This is a genomic window from Streptomyces sp. CA2R106, from assembly GCF_037034245.1.
Taxonomy (GTDB): Bacteria; Actinomycetota; Actinomycetes; order Streptomycetales; family Streptomycetaceae; genus Actinacidiphila.
Window position 1 is genome coordinate 97,170 of record NZ_JBAGKC010000022.1, and the last position, 17,010, is coordinate 114,179.

Annotated in this window: 19 protein-coding genes; 13 read left to right on the forward strand and 6 right to left on the reverse strand. The window is 73.9% G+C overall.

The annotated features are described in order from the left end of the window. The first annotated feature begins 27 nt into the window (after positions 1–27). The 3 genes from WA788_RS25955 (at position 28) to WA788_RS25965 (ending at position 1,996) form a co-directional block, all read left to right on the forward strand. Positions 28–1,323 carry a hypothetical protein gene (locus WA788_RS25955; RefSeq protein ID WP_335981160.1) on the forward strand — a complete coding sequence of 432 codons (1,296 nt, stop codon included), beginning with the start codon at positions 28–30 and terminating at the stop codon, positions 1,321–1,323. 29 nt (positions 1,324–1,352) lie between these two features. Next, complete coding sequence (locus WA788_RS25960; RefSeq protein ID WP_335981161.1) at positions 1,353–1,505, forward strand: hypothetical protein; 153 nt, start codon at positions 1,353–1,355, stop codon at positions 1,503–1,505. A gap of 101 nt (positions 1,506–1,606) precedes the next feature. Further along, positions 1,607–1,996, forward strand: coding sequence for a hypothetical protein (locus tag WA788_RS25965; RefSeq protein ID WP_335981162.1), 390 nt, complete (start codon positions 1,607–1,609; stop codon positions 1,994–1,996). 43 nt (positions 1,997–2,039) lie between these two features. Here the strand turns inward: WA788_RS25965 and WA788_RS25970 are convergent, their stop codons facing one another. Then, complete coding sequence (locus tag WA788_RS25970; RefSeq protein ID WP_335981163.1) at positions 2,040–2,516, reverse strand: Lrp/AsnC family transcriptional regulator; 477 nt, start codon at positions 2,514–2,516, stop codon at positions 2,040–2,042. Positions 2,517–2,595: 79 nt separating this feature from the next. On the opposite strand from WA788_RS25970, the gene WA788_RS25975 reads away from it, so the two are divergent. Both WA788_RS25975 and WA788_RS25980 read left to right on the forward strand, forming a co-directional pair. Then, a complete protein-coding gene (locus WA788_RS25975) occupies positions 2,596–3,645 on the forward strand; it encodes a Glu/Leu/Phe/Val dehydrogenase dimerization domain-containing protein (RefSeq protein WP_335981164.1) in 1,050 nt (349 codons plus the stop codon). A gap of 55 nt (positions 3,646–3,700) precedes the next feature. Then, positions 3,701–4,078 (forward strand): winged helix-turn-helix transcriptional regulator, encoded by a 378-nt coding sequence (locus WA788_RS25980; RefSeq protein ID WP_335981165.1) that lies wholly within the window; start codon positions 3,701–3,703, stop codon positions 4,076–4,078. On the opposite strand, the gene WA788_RS25985 is transcribed toward WA788_RS25980, so the two are convergent. The 3 genes from WA788_RS25985 to WA788_RS25995 form a co-directional block, all read right to left on the reverse strand. Next, complete coding sequence (locus tag WA788_RS25985) at positions 4,057–4,989, reverse strand: alpha/beta hydrolase (protein WP_335981166.1); 933 nt, start codon at positions 4,987–4,989, stop codon at positions 4,057–4,059. The two genes, WA788_RS25980 and WA788_RS25985, sit on opposite strands and share 22 nt — an antisense overlap. 212 nt (positions 4,990–5,201) lie before the next feature. Then, positions 5,202–6,167 (reverse strand): alpha/beta hydrolase, encoded by a 966-nt coding sequence (locus WA788_RS25990; RefSeq protein WP_335981167.1) that lies wholly within the window; start codon positions 6,165–6,167, stop codon positions 5,202–5,204. A gap of 61 nt (positions 6,168–6,228) precedes the next feature. Next, positions 6,229–7,107, reverse strand: a complete 879-nt coding sequence (locus WA788_RS25995; RefSeq protein ID WP_335981168.1) for an LLM class flavin-dependent oxidoreductase — start codon at positions 7,105–7,107, stop codon at positions 6,229–6,231. Positions 7,108–7,323: 216 nt separating this feature from the next. Between WA788_RS25995 and WA788_RS26000 the strand changes: the two genes are divergently transcribed. Next, positions 7,324–7,932, forward strand: coding sequence for a TetR/AcrR family transcriptional regulator (locus WA788_RS26000; protein ID WP_335981169.1), 609 nt, complete (start codon positions 7,324–7,326; stop codon positions 7,930–7,932). Positions 7,933–7,953: 21 nt separating this feature from the next. Here WA788_RS26000 and WA788_RS26005 read toward each other — a convergent pair whose 3' ends face one another. Then, positions 7,954–8,850 (reverse strand): NADPH-dependent F420 reductase, encoded by an 897-nt coding sequence (locus tag WA788_RS26005; RefSeq protein WP_335981194.1) that lies wholly within the window; start codon positions 8,848–8,850, stop codon positions 7,954–7,956. Here WA788_RS26005 and WA788_RS26010 point away from each other — a divergent pair. Then, positions 8,844–9,431 (forward strand): TetR/AcrR family transcriptional regulator, encoded by a 588-nt coding sequence (locus tag WA788_RS26010; RefSeq protein WP_335981170.1) that lies wholly within the window; start codon positions 8,844–8,846, stop codon positions 9,429–9,431. The two genes, WA788_RS26005 and WA788_RS26010, sit on opposite strands and share 7 nt — an antisense overlap. A 74-nt stretch (positions 9,432–9,505) precedes the next feature. Then, positions 9,506–10,912 carry an amidase gene (locus WA788_RS26015; RefSeq protein ID WP_335981171.1) on the forward strand — a complete coding sequence of 469 codons (1,407 nt, stop codon included), beginning with the start codon at positions 9,506–9,508 and terminating at the stop codon, positions 10,910–10,912. 60 nt (positions 10,913–10,972) lie between these two features. Here WA788_RS26015 and WA788_RS26020 read toward each other — a convergent pair whose 3' ends face one another. Beyond that, entirely contained in the window at positions 10,973–11,908 is a 936-nt protein-coding gene (locus WA788_RS26020) for a LysR family transcriptional regulator (protein WP_335981172.1), read from the reverse strand. A gap of 132 nt (positions 11,909–12,040) precedes the next feature. Here WA788_RS26020 and WA788_RS26025 point away from each other — a divergent pair, with 132 nt between their 5' ends. The 5 genes from WA788_RS26025 (at position 12,041) to WA788_RS26045 (ending at position 17,003) form a co-directional block, all read left to right on the forward strand. Next, complete coding sequence (locus WA788_RS26025; protein WP_335981173.1) at positions 12,041–13,000, forward strand: NAD-dependent epimerase/dehydratase family protein; 960 nt, start codon at positions 12,041–12,043, stop codon at positions 12,998–13,000. Between the two features lie 114 nt (positions 13,001–13,114). Continuing rightward, a complete protein-coding gene (locus WA788_RS26030; RefSeq protein WP_335981174.1) occupies positions 13,115–13,618 on the forward strand; it encodes an SRPBCC domain-containing protein in 504 nt (167 codons plus the stop codon). Between the two features lie 79 nt (positions 13,619–13,697). After that, positions 13,698–14,201: an SRPBCC domain-containing protein gene (locus WA788_RS26035; protein WP_335981175.1), complete on the forward strand. Its 504-nt coding sequence runs from the start codon at positions 13,698–13,700 to the stop codon at positions 14,199–14,201. A gap of 183 nt (positions 14,202–14,384) precedes the next feature. Beyond that, positions 14,385–14,750, forward strand: coding sequence for a CU044_2847 family protein (locus WA788_RS26040; protein WP_335981177.1), 366 nt, complete (start codon positions 14,385–14,387; stop codon positions 14,748–14,750). A gap of 57 nt (positions 14,751–14,807) precedes the next feature. Further along, the gene (locus WA788_RS26045) at positions 14,808–17,003 is read left to right on the forward strand and encodes a VMAP-C domain-containing protein (RefSeq protein WP_335981178.1); all 2,196 of its coding nucleotides are present in this window, start codon (positions 14,808–14,810) and stop codon (positions 17,001–17,003) included. The last annotated feature ends 7 nt before the right edge of the window (positions 17,004–17,010 follow it).

Genomic DNA, 17,010 nt, shown 5'->3' on the forward strand with positions numbered 1-17,010 from the left:
GTCCTGAGCTGGAGGTGGAGAACCCACATGACCCTCGACACGACCGGTACCCGCCAGCTTTCGGACCCGACCCCGCCGGAGCGGGCGCCCGCCGCGGAACCGGCGGCCCGGCACCGTAGCGGCTTCACGATCAGCGCCGACGGGGCCTACGCGGCCTGCCTCGCGGCGGCGACCGTGCCGAGCGAGGAGGGCGAGGGGGGCGGCGGCTGGTACGTCGAGCGCTGGTCGCTGGACGGACCCGAGCCCTACGCGGTGGCGCTGCCCGGTCCGCGCCCGGAGGAGCCGGGCACGCAGGTGCTCCCCCTCCCCGACGGCCGCGTGCTCGTACGGCGCGGTACGGCGGCCGGCACCGCCGCCGACGCCGCTCCCGCCGGGACCCGCCACGACCTGTCCCTGCTCTACCCGTCCGGCACCGGCACCGGCAGCCAGGAGATCGGCGCGCTCACCGGCACCGACGTGCGGCTGCTCCCGCCGGCCCCGTTCGGCGCCTTCGCCACCTGCTACGACGCCGGCGGCGGCGTCACCTCGCTGTGGCAGCTGTGCGACGCGGGCGGCGGCAGCGGGGGCGGCCCGGTGCACCTGCTGACGCTGCCCGGCCGCTGCACCGGCGGCGCCTGGTTGGACCGCACCGGGCGGCTGCTCGCCCTGGACCGCGAACTGGACGGGCGGACCAAGGCCGTGGCGGTCGACCTGTTCGCCGGCCAGGTCAACCCGCTGCTCCAGCTCACCGAGGACAGCGACGACCGGCTGCTGCTCGCCGAGCCGGACAGCGGGCTGCTGATCGTCCGCAGCGACGCCACCGGCGAGCCCCGGCTCGGCTGGGGCGTGCTCGGCAGCCGCCACCCGGTGCGCTTCCCCGACACCCTGCGGGTGGCCGGTGCGCTGCTCTCGCCCGTCGCCGCGCAGCCCGGGCAGAGCCTCGCCCCGGAGGCGTGCGTGGTCGCCTTCCGTTCGGCGGTGCCCGGCGGGCGGTCCTCGCTCGCGCTGTGGCGGCCGGGCGAGCGCCGGCTGCACTGGCGCCGTGCGCCCGCGGACTGGCTCGGCCCGGCCGCCCGCTGGCTGCCGCGCTCCCCGCTGCACCTGCCGACGCCCGCCGCCCTGCACCCGTACGACCCGCCGCCGCAGGTCGCCCCGGCGCCGCGCGCACTGCCCGCGCCGCGGGTGGTGCGGGCCCGCGCGCTGCCCCCGGCGCGCCGCACGCTCGCGGTGCTCCCGCTCCAGAACGCGCCGCTGACACAGCAGGCCCCCTGCCCCGGCGGCGGCATGATCCTCGGTAGACTCGCCCGCGTCACCGAGGGTGAACGCCCGCGCGTGAGCATGTAGTCAGGTGGGTACAGGGGGAGAGCAGAAAGATGGCGAACACGACCAGGGCCGATCAGGCGCGCGACCACGCGCACCAGGGAGCGGACGAGGACGTGGCCGGCCGGCACCGGGGCGAGGCCTCGGCGGAGGACGGCGAAGCGGCGGCGCCGCACGGCAAGCACCGTCGTGAGGGAACCGGCTGAGGCCGGACCGGCAGCGGCTCCGGCAGCGGAGCGGCGGACGACAGCGGAACGCGGTACCCGTCGGGTGCCGCGTTCCGGATTCCGGGGGGGAGTCGACGTCGATGGCGACACGGTGGGGTCTGATCGTCGAGGAGGCCAAGGGCGGGCGCTACGGCTTCGTGCACAACACCGTGCTCGAGGTGTTCACCGGCACCCGCGAGGAGGCCCTCGCCCGGCTGGAGGGCCACGCCACCACCTTCCAGCCCCGCCAGCTGCGGCATCCGCCCCGCACCCGGCTGTTCCGCTCGGCCGACGGCTTCCTGCTGGTCGGCAGCGACCTGCCCAGCGAGTACGCTACCGACTGGCATGTCCTGTGCCGGTTCAGCGTCGCGGAGCTGGTGCGCGACAGCGAGGACACCCGGCGCGAGGTCGAGGCGGAGTGGCGGGCCCGGGAGGAGCAGCGGGCCCGGGACCGGGCGGAGAAGAAGCGGCAGAAACGTCTCGGCTACTGACCCGCGTGCCCGATGTCCAGGCGGGATGTGTCAGGCGGGATGTTCAGGCGCGTTGTTCCGGTGCGGGGGGCAGCGGCTCGAGCACCGGGTTGGTGAGGTGCTGGTAGATGATCGAGGTGCGGAAGCCGACGATCTCGCGGCGGTTGGTGAACTGGTCCAGCAGGAAGGCGTGCAGGTGGTCGATGTCCTGGGCCGTGACATGGACGAGGAAATCGTCGCTGCCGGCCATCGTGTAGACCGAGACGACCTCCGGCAACCGGGTCACCGACTGCTCGAAGGCGGCGACCACGTCCCGGCGCAGCGGCCGGACCTGCGTGGACACCATGGCCTGGACCGGGCGGTTGAGCGCGCGCAGGGAGACCTGGGCCCGGTACCCCTCGATGACGCCGCGCTTGTGCAGCAGCCGGGTGCGCTCCAGGCAGGTGGACGGTGCGATGCCGAGCTTCTCCGCGAGCGCGCGGTTGGAGAGCCGACCGTCCACCTGTAGATGGCGCACGATCGCCGAATCAATGTCGTCCATGACCACCCTCCACGGCCGCCGTCCGAATTTCGTTCGGCATAGCGCCAGTTCGTCCGAGCGTCACTCTAGCTTCAGGCGCATGAGCCACGCGTTCGCACATGAAGAGGTCCTGGTCCGTCGTGGCAGCCGCTCGGGGCTGCCGCTGGTCGTCGCTGTCCACTCCCGGGCGCTGGGCCCGGCGGTCGGCGGGTGCCGGCTGCGCCGCTACGACACGTGGCAGGACGGGCTGGCCGACGCGCTGCGGCTGTCGGAGGCCATGACGTACAAGGCCGCGGTGGCCGGTCTGGACTTCGGCGGCGGCAAGAGCGTGATCGCCCTCGGCCGGGACACCGAACTCACCGCGCGGCTGCGCGAGGCCGCGCTCGAGGACCTGGGCGAGCTGATCGCCGCCATGGAGGGGTCGTACCGGACCGGCCCCGACATCGGCACCGGCCCGGACGACATGGTGGTCCTGAAGCGCTTCTCGCCGTACGCCTACTGCGCGCCAGGCGAACACGGCGGCACCGGCGATTCCGGCGGTCCCACCGCCACCGGCGTCCTGGCCGCCCTCCGCGCGGGCGCCCGGCACGTGTTCGGCAGCGCCTCCAGCGCCGGCCGGACGGTGGTCATCAGCGGGTTCGGCTCGGTCGGCGGCGGCATCGCGGCGGGCCTGGCCGCCGAGGGCGCCCGCGTCCTGGTATCGGACGTCGACCGGTCGCGCAAGGACACCGCCCTGGCGTACGGGTACGGATGGGTCGAGCCCGATGAGGCGCTGTCCGCGCCCGCCGACATCTTCGTCCCGGCGGCCGTCGGCGGCGTCCTCAGCGTGGCGACCGTGCCCAGGCTGACCGCACCCCTGGTCGTCGGCCCGGCCAACAACCAGCTCACCGAGGAGTCCGTCGCCGACGCCCTCGCCGCGCACGGCGTGGTCTGGGTCCCGGACTACGTGGCCGGCGCCGGCGGCATCGTCTACGCGCTGAGCCGGGAATCGGAGCACTACGGCCACGAAGCCGCCCAGCAGCGGGTGGAGCGCATCGGCGACACCGTCAGCCACGTGCTGGACCTGGCCCGTGCGACCGGCGTGACCCCGCAGCAGGCCGCCCGGCGGATCGCCGAGACCCGGCTCGCCTCCGCCGTCCGTCCGGAATAGGCCGGGGCCGACCGCGGGTTGTGCGGGTATGGAACCGGTGGAAGGTGTGTCCCAGGTGCGAGCCGCGGGGACGCCGCTCGCGGTCGGCGTGCTGGACCAGCAGTGTCCGCGAGCGGTGTTCGACCGGGTCACCAACCGGTGGGCGGTGCTGATCTTCGACGCCCTGTTCGACGGGCCGCGCCGGTTCTCCGAACTGACCGCCGAGGTCGCCGGCATCAGCGAGAAGATGCTGTCGCAGAACCTCAAGGTCCTGGTGCGCGCCGGACTGGTCGAACGCTCCGTGGCGCCGACCGTGCCGCCCCAGGTCACATACAGCCTGACCGCGCTCGGCGCGGATCTGACCGTGCGGCTGCACACCCTGGTGCGCTGGGTCGACGACCACATCGGCCCCATGGTGCAGGCGCGGGAGCGTTACGACGCGGAAGCGCCCTGACGGGAAAGCCCCAGCTTGGGACGCAGCCAGCGCGCGATGTTCGCGACGGTCCGGTCGGCCTCGGGGGCGCGGCCCGCCATCAACGGGTAGATGTGCTGCATCCCTTCGCCCACTTCGAGGGTGACGTCGACGCCCGCGTGCGTGGCCAGGCGCGCGAAGCGTTCGGCGTCGGCCCGCATCGTCTCGTACCCGCCGCAGGTCAGATAGACGGGTGGCAGTCCGGTGGCGTCCGCGTACAGGGGATTGGCCAGCGGGTCGGTGGGGGAGCCGTGCTCGCCGAGGAACATCGCGGCGAGCGCGAGCGTGGTCGGCCGGCTGGCGAAGACGTCGTGCGCGGCGTTGGTGTCGAAGGTCTCACCGGTGGCTTCCATGTCGTACCAGGGGGAGACCGCCACGATCCCCGCGGGCAGCGGGTCGTGGTCGTCGCGCAGTTTCAGGACGGTCGAGGTCGCGAGCCCGCCGCCGCCGGAATCGCCCGCGACGGCGATACGGCCGGGTTCGACGCCGGTGCGCAGGAGATCGCGGTAGACCGCCACCGCGTCCTCGAGTTGGGCCGGAAAGGGATGCTCCGGCGCCAGCCGGTAATCGATCACCAGGGCACGGCAACCGGTCGCTTTCGCGAGATGGGCGGCGAATTTGCGGTGGGTGTCTTTCGAGTTCGCGACGAAAGCGCCGCCGTGGAGGAAGAGGATGACGCGGTCGGTCGCCGAGCCGAGCGGTGTGCACCACAGCGCCGGCCGCCCCCCGGCCTCGACCTCCTCGTACGTCACACCGGTGGGCTCCGCGGACTGCGCCTGTAGTTCGTCCATCATGTCGCGCAGCGTCGGCAGATCCATGTCGGGCCGGTCGCGCATACGGTCGGCCATCGACTTCAGTGCGGCGCGGAGGGCGTCGGATTCGGGGCTCGGCATCACGGAATTCCGATCATTCGGGAAAGGCGCGGGTGGGGACGTGCACGGACGCGGGTATTCGCGTAAAGGTGCACATCGGTGCGGCGGAATCGCCGACTTCCGCAAAGCTATGCCTTTTCCCGATCGGACGTAAGAGCTTACTTTTCTGTCAGGGCCGGGCGCCGGCGAAAGGATCGAGGTCAAGCGGACCGCCGGGCCGGAAACTTCTGGTGTCAGCCCGCGGCCAGCAGCCGCTGGACCCAGGCGGCCCGAGTCGTCGAAGCGGTGCGCGAGAGCGCGGCGTGCGGGGCCATGGCGTCGAAGCCGTGGAAGCCGCCCGGCCAGACGTGCAGTTCGCACTGGACGCCGGCCTGGAGCAGCCGGGCGGCGTAGTCGATGGCCTCGTCGCGGAAGGTCTCCACCGAGCCGACGTCGATGAAGGCGGTGGGCAGGCCGGCAAGGTCGGTGGCCCGGGCCGGTGCCGCGTAGATGCTGACGTCGTCGGTGCCCCGGCGTTCGCCGAGCAGGGCGTGCCACCCGGTCGTGTTGCTGGTGCGGTCCCAGATGCCCTCGCCGTCGAGTTCCCGGCTGCTCGGTGTGACGAAGCGGTCGTCGAGCATCGGGCACATCAGCACCTGGGCGAGCGGCCGGGGGCCGCCCCGGTCGCGGGCGAGGAGTGCGACGCCGGCCGCGAGTCCGCCGCCGGCGCTCGTTCCGGCGAGCACGACACGGTCCCGGTCGCCGCCTATCCGCCCGGCGTGTTCGTGCACCCACAGCAGCCCCGCGTAGCAGTCCTCGACGGGTGCGGGGTCCGGGTGTTCCGGTGCGAGGCGGTAGCCGGCGGACACCACCACGGCGCCGTTGGCGACGGCCCAGTCGAGGACGGTGCCGACCCCGGTGCGCTGGTCGCCGATGATCATGCCGCCGCCGTGCAGGTAGTAGATGACGGGTGCCCCCGCCGCCAGACCGGCGGGCCGCAGGACGAGCAGCGGGACCTCGGGGGCGCCGTCGGGGCCGGGGACGGCGAGGTCTCGTACCTCGACGGTGCCGCCGCGGGTCAGGTCCTCGCCCGGGGCGGCGAAGAGCCCGGCCCGCAGGGCGCCGATGTCCTGGGCGGTGACGGTCGGGGAGAGCTGCTGGTGGACCAGCGCCAGGACGGCGCCGAGTTCCGGGTCGAGGGGCGGGTGGTTCGTCGTCATCGGCGGTTCCTCGGTTGCGGGGGTGGTGTCGGGGATCGGGGCGGGGTGCGTCAATGGGCCGTCAGCGCGTGCGGCCGGGAGGGCGTACGGCGTAGGCGGCTTCGAGCGGGTCGATGACGGTGTCGGCGATCCAGCGCGCGACCCCGGCCGGGTAGGGCGCGGACAGCGCGAGCACGAGGTGGCCGAACCCGCCGTCGACCGCCGCGCGGATGGTGGCGCGGGTGTCCTGGGGCCGGTCGTAGGAGACCGGCAGCACGATGGACCGGGTGATCTCGGCCGGGTCGCGGCCGATCTCGGCGCACAGCCGGTCGAGTACGGCGCTGCGGGCGATCGCCTGCTCGATGCTGTCGGCGGGCGCGTTCCACAGGTCGGCGTGCTCGGCCACCACGCGCAGGGTGCGAGTCGCCTTCCCGCCGATCAGGATCGGCGGGTGGGGGCGCTGGACGGGCTTGGGACTGGCGAACGCGCCGGTCAGCCGGTGGTGGCGGCCCTGGAAGTCGAACGGTTCGGTCGCGGTCCAGAGCCTGCGGATGACCGTGCACGCCTCGGCGAGGCTTTCGACGGCGTGCGCGGCGTCGTGGAAGGGGAGGCCGTGCGCCGCGTACTCCCGCCGGGCGGTGGGCACGTCGGGCCGGGAGCCGGCGCCGATGCCGAACTCGAGCCGGCCGCCGGAGACGATGTCGACGGTGGCGGCGATCTTGGCCAGTACGGCCGGCGGCCGGAACCTGTTGCTGGTGACCATCACCCCGAGCCGCAGCCGCTCGGTGCGGGCCGCGAGGGCCGACAGCAGCGTCCAGCCCTCGAGGGCCGGGCCGTCCGGGTCGCCGCCGATCGGCATGAGGTGGTCGAAGAGCCAGGCGTGCTCGATCTGCGGGATGCCGTCCGCTTCCTGCCACACCCGCAGGATGTCGTCGTAGGCGACGTGGGTGGGAGCGGTCATGATGCCGAAGCTGGTCCGGCGGGGCGGCGCGAGAGGGGACCCGGTGTCGCGGGAGGACGCGGTGTCGATCACGGGGCGGACGCCTTTCGGAGGTTCGGCGGGCACGGCGGTGCCCGTGCGGCGAGGCGTCTGGCAGGATGGAAATGCGGAGCCCCGCTCCGAATCACGATATGGAACGTCGCTCCGCTTTGCAAGTGAAGTGAAAGGATGCCTCCGATGCCCACGCCCAGCACCTCGCCCCCGGGCGGCCGCAAGCGGTCCGACGTCCGCCGGAACGAGCAGACCCTGCTGGACGCCGCGGCGGCCGTGTTCGCCCGGGCGGGCGTCCACGCTCCCGTGCGGGAGATCGCCGCGGAGTCGGGGCTCGGCATGGGCACGATCTACCGCCACTTCCCGACCCGCTCGGAGCTGGTGGTCGCGGTCTTCAAGCACCAGGTCGACGCGCTCGCCACCGACGCGCACGCGCCGTCCGCGGAGGTCGGGCCGTACGAGGCCCTGCGGCTGTGGGTCCACCGGTTCGCCGACTTCCTCGTCACCAAACACGGCCTGGCCGAGGCCATGCGCTCGGACCCGACCGGGTTCGACTACCTGCACAACGAGTTCGTCGAACGCCTGCTACCTGTGCTCGACCAGCTGCTGCGAGCGTCCGCCGCCGCGGGCGCCACCCGCGCGGACGTCCGTGCCTTCGACCTGATGCTCGCCGTCGGCAACCTATGCATCGGGGTCGACACCTTCCCCGACTACCAGGCCCGCCGCATGATCGACCTGCTGCTCGCCGGCCTGGCGCAGCCCTCCCTGCCGCCCACGTCCCCCGACCCGCGCTGACGCCCGCGCCCGCCCACGCGCTCAGCCGGCGGTGGTGACGCCGAGGGAGAAGTCGTACGCCCCCACGCCATGGCGCCCCAGGCCCATCATCAGCACCCCGGCGCCCTCCAGCCACCGCGCCATCGCCAGGTCGCCGGTGTCCCACGGGCGCAGGCCGATGCTCTCGACGAACGCCGACGTGCGCGCCTTGGCCCGCGCGTCGTCGCCGGCGAGGAACACGTCCACCGGGCGCCCCTGGGCGAGGACGCCGCCGAAGACGGTGTTGAACGCCTTGACGACGTGAGCGCTCGCCGGGGCGGCCTTCGCGATCTCCTGTGCGACGGAGGTGCCCTCGGGCGTGACGACCCCGGTGGCCTCGGAGTTGAAGGGGTTCGAGATGTCGACGACGACCTTGCCGGCCAGCGCGTCCCCGTACCGGCTGACGACCGGCACGGCGCTGCCGGCGGGCACGGCGAGGATGACGATGTCCCCGGCCGGGGCCGCGCCCACGGTGCCCGCGGTGGCGCCGCGGCCCAGTGCGGCGGCCACGTCCGCGGCCTTGGCGGCGTCCCGGCCGACGACCTCGACGGCGTGGGCGCCGTCGAGCGCCCGGTCGGCGAGCACGCGGGCCATCTGCCCCAGGCCGATGATGCTGATGCTGCTCATGGTGAGCGCTCCTTCTCTGCGTCGGGCTCTTGCGTTGGGCTCTGCGTCGGGTGGTCCTCGACAGGTCCGGCTCCGCCGGATCGGGCCCGGCGCGCTGCGCGCCGCTCCTCGTGGGTGTCCAACAGGCGGGGCAGGGGCCGTGCTTCCCGTCCGTCCATCGATAGAAGGAGGCGCAGCGATAGATTTTCCGCATGCCTGCCCGCCCGCTGCCCTTGCGCGGAGCGGGTTTCTAGACGACTGGTCTAATCTGCTGCTAGCGTGCCCGTATGGCAGGTACCAAGGTGGACACGGGGCAGAGCCTTCTGGAGACCGCGCGGCGGATCGTGGCCACGAAGGGCTACGCCGCGGTCGGCATCAATGAGGTCCTCGCCGCGGCCGGCGTCCCGAAGGGGTCCTTCTACCACTACTTCGCCTCGAAGGACGCCTTCGGCGAGGCGATGATGAAGAGCTACTTCGACGACTACCTGGCCGTCATGGACGGCATCGCCGCCGACCGCCGCAGGAGCCCCGCCGAGCGCCTGATGGCCTACTGGCAGAGGTTCCACGACACGCAGGCGGCGGACGACTGCCAGGGCGGATGCCTGGTCGTCAAGCTCGGCGCGGAGGTCGCCGACCTCTCCGAGGCGATGAGGGCGGCGACGAAGACCGGGACCACCGCGATCGTCGACCGCCTGGAGCGGATGATCGCCGACGGCGTCGCGGACGGGTCCGTGTCCGTCGAGGAGAGCCCCCGCATGGCGGCCGAGGCGCTCTACGACCTGTGGATCGGAGCGAGCATGATGGCGAAGATCCACCGCAGTGCGCGCCCGCTGGACCGTGCCATGGCCGTCACCCGCCAGGTCCTCCACATCTGACGAGCCCTTCGACGGGCCTTCCCCGCCCCCCGCACGCCGTACTAGTAGACCGGTCTAGTAGAAACGAGGTCACTATGACCACCGAGCTCATCCACCGCGACGCGAGCGGACTCGCCGAGCTGATCCGCGACCGGAAGGTCTCCTCCGTCGAGGTGGTGCGGGCGCACCTCGACCGCATCGAGGCGGCCGATCCCAAGGTCAACGCCATCGTCACGCTCGCCGACGGGGCTCTGGAGGCGGCGAAGGCCGCGGACGCGGCGCTGGCGGCCGGCGTGGCGGTCGGGCCGCTGCACGGTGTGCCGTTCACGGCCAAGGACTCGTTCGACACCGCCGGGGTGCTGACGCAGCGCGGTTCCCCGATCTTCGCGGGCCGCGTCCCGGACCGGGACGCCACCAGCGTGGCCCGCCTGAAGCGGGCCGGTGCGATCCTCCTGGCGAAGACCAACCTCCCGGAGTTCTCGTACTCGACCGAGTCCGACAACCTCCTGACGGGCCGGACGAACAACCCCTGGAACCTCGGCCGTACGCCCGGCGGTTCGAGCGGCGGCGAGTCAGCGGCGATCGCGGCGGGCATGTCGCCCCTCGGGCTCGGCAGCGACCTGGCCATCTCGGTGCGCGGGCCGGCCGCGCACACCGGCATCGCCGCGCTCAAGCCGACGCACGGGCGCATCCCGATGACCGGGGTCTGGCCCCGGGCGCCCCGCCGTGACTGGCACGTGGGCCCGATGGCCCGCACCGTCCGCGACCTCGCCCTGGCCTACGCGCTGCTGTCCGGGCCGGACGGCGCCGACGGTCTTGCCAGCGTGCCGCGGGAGTTCGACGCCGGCCTGGGCACGTCGCCGGACCGGCCGGTGCGTGTCGGATGGCTGGTCGACTCCGGGCTCGGCCCGATCGACCCGGAGGTCGCCGCCACCGTGCGGGACGCCGCCGAAGCGCTGCGGAGCGCGGGGGCCGAGGTCGACGCGGTGGACATCCCGGCCCTGGAGCGGGACAACCCGCTCGACCTCTTCTACCGACAGCACGTCATGGAGGTCAGACCGGCCTTCCGGGAGGCCACCGCAGGCCACGAGGACCGGATGGGCAGGGTCTCGAAGCACATGCTCGCCGGCCCCGACACGCCCCTGCACGACTACGTCCTGGCCGAACAGGGCGTCGAACGCCTCCGGGACGCGTTCGCCGCGTACTTCCAGCGGTACGACATCCTCCTGCTCCCGGTCCTGCCCGTTCCCGCACACGGACACGGCGCCGCCCGGCTCACCGTCGACGGCCGGACCGTGAACGCCGCGCACATCCAGACAGCGACCGTTCCGTTCAACCTGACCGGCCTCCCGGCGCTGTCCCTGCGGTTCGGCACGAGCGGCGAGGGCCTGCCGATCGGCGTGCAGCTGGCGGCGGGCTGGCACTGCGAGTCGACGGTGCTGCACACCGCCTCCCTGTTGGAGTCGCTCAGCCCGGTCCGCGACCAGCACCCCGCGATGTGACCCCGGGTTCCGTGAACGGCGGCCCGTCCGGCAGCTCGTCCGGCCGCGCCCCGGCTTCCGTCACGCCGCGGGCGGCTCGTCCGGCGGGCGGGGCCGGGCGAGTTGGTCGCGGACGTCGCGCGGCACGCTCATGCCGTGGTCGCGCAGGTCGGCGATGAAACGGGCGGCCAGCGGGTCCGGCCGCGTGGACGTCACCGCCACCAGTTGCCGGACCCACCGCGGGGAGAAGGAGCGCACCGCTCCCGGAAAGCCGTGGCTGACCGCGCTCACGGGACACACCGCGACCCCCAGCCCGGCGGCCGCGAGCTGCGGCGCCGTCGCCGTCACCGAGGTGCGCATCACCGTCTCCGGGTGGACCCCCTCGCGGGCGAAGGCCTGGTCGAGCCAGCCGCTGAGGCCGTTGTCCGGGGCGAAGTGGACGAGCGGCACCCCGTCGAGATCCGCGAGGCGTACGGCCGGCCGCCCGGCCAGCGGATGGTCGGCGGGCGCCGCCCACACGATCTCCTCCTCCGCGACGGCGGTGATCGTGAAGCGGCCCGCCGAGGGCGCGGTCAGCACGGCCACGTCGACCTCGTCGGACTCGACGAGACCGAGCGCCTCGTCCATCGCCGTGGACTCGCGCAGCGTGATCGCCACCTCCGGGTGGCGGCGGCGCCACTGGCGGATGACGGCCGCCAGCAGCGGCACCGTCAGGCTCTGCGCGCAGACCAGGCGCAGGACGCCGCCGGCCGCCTGACCGGCCGCGCGCGCCGACCGCACCGCGGCCGCGGCCGCCTCGATCGCGCGCCTGGCGTCCGCGACGGCGGCCCGCCCCGCGGAAGTGAGCTTGACCCCGCGGGCCTCGCGGCGCAGCAGGACCGTCCGCGTCTCCCGTTCCAGCGAAGCGAGCTGATGGGAGACGGCGGGCTGCGACGAGTGCAGCAGCAGCGCGGCCTGCGTGATCGACCCGGAGTCCGCGACGGCGACGAGGCACTCCAGTGCCCGCAGAGAAGCCATCCATGGATCTTATCGCAAGCCTTCGAAGTATGAAGATTGTGGAGGGAAGTCCGCGGGCCGCCCGGTTGCTCTCACCCATGGGACCGCTCGCCACGTCCGGTGAGGGGCTCACACGAAGCGAAGGAGAGAGACATGGCGCAGGTGTTCGTCACCGGCGGTTCCGGGTTCATCGGCCAGGTACTCGTACGCCGGCTCCTCGGCGCGGGGCACGCGGTACGGGTCCTGGTGCGAAGCGAGGCATCGGCCGCGAAGGTCTCGGCGCTGGGCGCGGAGCCCGTGCGGGGCGAGTTGACCGAGCCGCTGACGTGGCGGGAGGACGTGGCGGGCAGCGACGTGGTGTTCCACCTCGCCGCCGAGACCGATGTCACCGCCGACCGAGACCGCCACGAACTGGTGACGGTGCGCGGCACCCGGGCGGCCGTCGACGCCGCTCGCCACGCGGGGGTGCCGCGTTTCGTCCACTGCGGCAGCGAAGCCGCGCTGCTGGCCGGCGACCCGCTCGTGGACGTGGACGAGACCGCGCCGCTGCGGCCCGACTCGGCAGCCGCCTACAGCGCCACGAAGGCCGTGGCCGAGCGGATCGTGCTCGACGCGAACGCCCCGGGCCTCGCCACCGTGTCGATCCGCCCGCGGTTCGTCTGGGGACCCGGCAGCTTCCTCGTCGAGGGCCTGGCCGCGGCGGCGAAGGCGGGCCGGTTCGCCTGGATCGACGGCGGCCGGCACACGAGCGACGTCACGTACGTCGACAACGCCGTCGAGGGGCTCGTGCTCGGATGGCAGCGCGGCCGGCCGGGTCAGGCCTACTTCGTCACCGACCGGCACCGCGTCACCCTCCGCGCGTTCCTGGAGGAGCAGTTCGCGATCCTCGGCGTGGATGTCGCGGTCCCCGACCTGGACGCCGAGACCGCGGCCGGTCAAGTCCCCGTCCCCGCCCGCTGGTTCCTCGGGCAGCAGTGCACCCTGCGCACGGACAAGGCGGTGGCCGACCTCGGATACGAGCCGATCGTCCAGCATGCCGCCGGCCTCGACGCGCTGCGCGACTCCGTGGCCGCCGGCGGGAACACGCCGTCCGTGCTCCCGCCCATCGTGTGACGGTCCCCGTCGAACGACATCCCGTCGAAACGGAACACCGGCGGCGCGCAACCGCCGCCCGCCGTACATCACGGAACGGACCGCCAGGGAGCGGTCCGACGTTGGGAGAAACCCATGTCCGAGACGTTCGAGGCGATCAACTGGCCGCAGGCCATGACGCCCAGTCGATCCCCCATCCACTTCACCAACGAGCTGGAGGTCGAGGCATCTCCGGAAACGGTATGGTCCCTGCTCGTCGATCCCCGCACGTGGCCCTCCTTCTACCCGGGCGTGGGGGAGGTGCGGCTGCTCGACGGCCATGACGCGCTGCGCCTGGGCACGCGGTTCGAGACCAACCTGGCCGGCCAGGACGTCTCCGCCTCCGTACAGGAGTTCCGGCCCCGGACGCGGATCGCGTGGGGCGGCCACCCCAAGGCGTCCGAGGAGTCCAGGGCCTACCACGCCTGGATCATCACCCCCACGCCGACGGGGACCCACCTGTGGACCGAGGAGACGATGCAAGGTCCGCTCTGGGTCGAACTGGCGAAGCAGGACCCCGAGGTCTTCTGGCGCACGCACGAGAACCTGCTCGCGGCGCTCGCCAAGGTGGCGGCCGAGCGGGAGGAGCAGGCCGGTTGACGCGCCTTCGGCGCTCGCGCCGCTGCCAACGGACGGAACACCCGGAACGCCCAGAACACCCCGAACGGAAGGACGGACGATGTACGACAAGGTGATGTGGCCGGAACCGTACGACCCGAAGACGTCGGCGCTCTACGCCCTCAATGACATCGACGTGAAGGCGCCGCCCGAAGTGGTGTGGAAGCTGCTCGTCGACGCCGAGAACTGGTCGCGCTACTTCCCTCCCGAGGACCGGGTCGAGATCCTGGGCGGCGGTGCGGAACTGGCGCCGGGGACCAGGTTCACCCGGGTGACGGTCGGATTCCCCATGACGCTCCACGTGACGGAGTACGAGCCGTTCACCAGGCTCGCGTGGGAGACCACCGTCGACGGCGACCCGACGGGTTCCAGCGCCTACCACGGCTGGGTCATCACCCCCACGGACGACGGCTGCCACGTCCTGACCGAGGAGACCCAGCAGGGCCCCTTCTTCGTGGAGGAACTCGGGCGCAAGCACCCCGGCGCGCTGTACCACTACCACCAGGACTGGGTGGAGCGCCTCGCCCGCGCCGCCGAGGCGGCAGTCGCGCGGCCCGCGGCCTGACCCGAGCGACCGCCCCACCCCCACCCCTTGCGCCGCCGTCCCCACCGGCGCCGCAAGGGCGTCCACCACCGCACCGGCCCGCCGCGGCGTTGACCCGGTTCGTGCCGCGGCCCGGCCTGGGGCGCCGGCCGGGACATACGGAATGTGACAGCGCGGGGAGGGGTGCGGCGGCAGAATGAGGGGGTGGCGGAATTCGGGGAACTGCGGCTTTCGGACGGCTCGTTGGTGCGGGTGGAGCTCGCGCCGGCGGGGGTGGTGACCGTGGGGGAGGGCGAGGACCTGCCGGAGGGGTTCAGGGCGCCGGTGCCGGTGGGGCGCGGCGTGGCGGCGGGGGTGCTGCGTACGGTGCTGCGGCCGTTGGGCCTGGTGCTCCAGGAGGTGCACGACAGTGTCGGCGCTCTGGCCGACCCGCCGCAGGAGGTGACCGTGGAGTTGGGGTTGCAGTTCGGGCAGGACCTGAAGCTGGGCATCGTCGGGGCGAACGGCCAGGCGAGCATGAAGGTGAGCGCCACCTGGCGGCGCGGCGCCGCGGGCGCGGACCCGGTGTAGCCGATGGGGTGGTTCGAGGGGGCCGCGCAGGGGCCGAACGGTCCGGGGCGGAAAGCCGTGATCACGGTCTTCGCGTCGGGCGGCGGGCGGACCGCGGGGGCCGCGGTGCAGTTGTCGGGCCGGTGGCTGCTGACGTGTGCGCACGTGGTGAACGAAGCGCTGGGCGTGCCGATGGAGTCGGTGGCGGACCCGGCGGACGCGCTGGTGGAGGTGGCGTTCTCGGGGCTGCGCGACGAGGTGCGGCGGCAGGCGCGGGTGCGGCACTGGATGCCGAGGAGGGCCGTGCCGGACGGCGCCTTCGGGTGGCTCGCGGACCTGGCGGTGCTGGAGCTGTGCGGTGAGCCGCCCGGCGCGGCCCGGCCGGTGGTGTGGCGGGACATGGCCGTGGGGCAGCGGGCGGCGGCCTGGTACGGCACGGGCCAGGAGTACAGCTACGCGGACGTGGTGGTCGGGTCCTGCGACGGCCCGCTGGGGTATGTGGACGGGGCCCTGGCCGGCGCGGCCATCGGCCCCGGCTACAGCGGCGGCCCGCTGTGCCTGCCCGACGGCACCGCGGTCGGTCTGGTGGTGGCGCACGTCCCGGCGGCCGGGGGGCAGTTCTCATCGGGGGAGGTGATCCGCCGGGCGATCGTGGCGCCGTGGCAGGCGGTACGCGCCGAACTCGCGGCGGCCGGGGTGAGCGCGGACCTGACGACGCCGGCCGAACCGGCCGAACCGGCGCCGTACACCCACCTGTTGGCGCACATCGAGCAGCAACTGGCCGTCCTGCTCGGCGACCCCGCCATCCGCGCCGACCGCGCCGGCCAGCTCGCCGAACGCCATGGACTGGCCCGCCCGCGGGACGGATCGGCGCCCACCTACCGGGAGTTCGCCGACTTCCTGCTCAACCGCCCGCGCACCACCGCCGACTTCGCCGAGCTGCACGCCCCCGCGCTCGGCACCGACGCCGAACGGGCCGCCCTGGGCGCCTTGGTGCACCTCGCCCACAGCGAAGGGGCCGCGGCACTGCTGTCCACCGCCGAGCACCGTGAACTGCTGGCCCGCCTCGGCGACTTGTGCGCCGCGGACGGCACGCTGCTGCCCCGCGCCGCGCAGGGCGCCCTGCCGTACACGCCCCTGCCCCCGGTCCTGCGGCCGCACCGGCTGCCGGCCGGCGGCCTGGAGGCGGCCGTGCGGTCCCTGGAGGCGTTCGGCGGGGACAGCGCCCGCGTCCCGCACGGCGCCCGCCGGGTCCCGGCGCTGCTGCGCGTGGCGGAGTACGCCGCCGCGCTCGGCGCCGCGCGCGGTACCGGCGGGACCGCGCAGCTGCACGCCTGGAGCGACCGGGTCGCCCGGCGGCTGGGCGTGCCGCACGCGGCGCTGGCCGAACGGCGGCAGGACGCCGCGGAGTGGGCGGACCGGCAGCGCGAGGGGCACCAGCGGATCGTCGTGGTGGACCTGGACCGGCGGGAGGGCGACCCTCCCCGCCATTTCCGCTGCGTGCTGTGGCGCAGCCGCCCCGACGGCACCCCGGCACGGGTGGCGACCGGCCCGGACCGCCCGCTGCCGCCCGCGGCGATCGCCCGCCTCATCCGCGAGGCGGCTGACGGCGCCGACGGCGACCCGGCCCTGGTCGAGGTGTGGGTGGACAACGACCACCTCCAACTGCCGGTGGACGAGTGGGACGACACGGAACCGTACGACGGCGGGTACGACGACGGGCCCGCGGACGCGTACGCTCAGCCGGCCGCGGACCCGGACGACGGGGGCCCGGGCGCCGACGACGGCCTGTCCGCGCCGCTCGGCGAGGAGTTCCACGTGGTGCTCCGCTGCCGCACCCCGCACCGCAACGCCTCAGCCGTCGCCCGCCGTTGGGCCGCCCGCGCGCTCGCCGAACCGCTCGTCGTCGACGGCCGCGCCACCGACCCGAAGGCGGCGATCGTCCGGCTGAAGAAGGACCGCGGCTGCGGCCGGGTGGTGATCCACGGCCCGAGCGGCCACCGCGACAAGGTCCTGCGGGCGTGCCTGCTGCTCGGCGTACCGGTGGTGCTGTGGGACCGCACCGCGGAGACGTACGACCACGCGCCGCGGCTCGACCCGGTCGGGCCCGCCGGACCGCTGGACGGGCTGCACGAACGGGTGCGGCGGTTCCGGGTCGACGCCTACGCCGAACCGGCGAAGTACCCGGCCCGGCCCGCACTGGTCTGGGACGACCCGGACCGGCCGCTGCCCGACGGACTGTGGCTCGCCGACCCCGAGAGCAGCGAGGTGTGAGGACCCG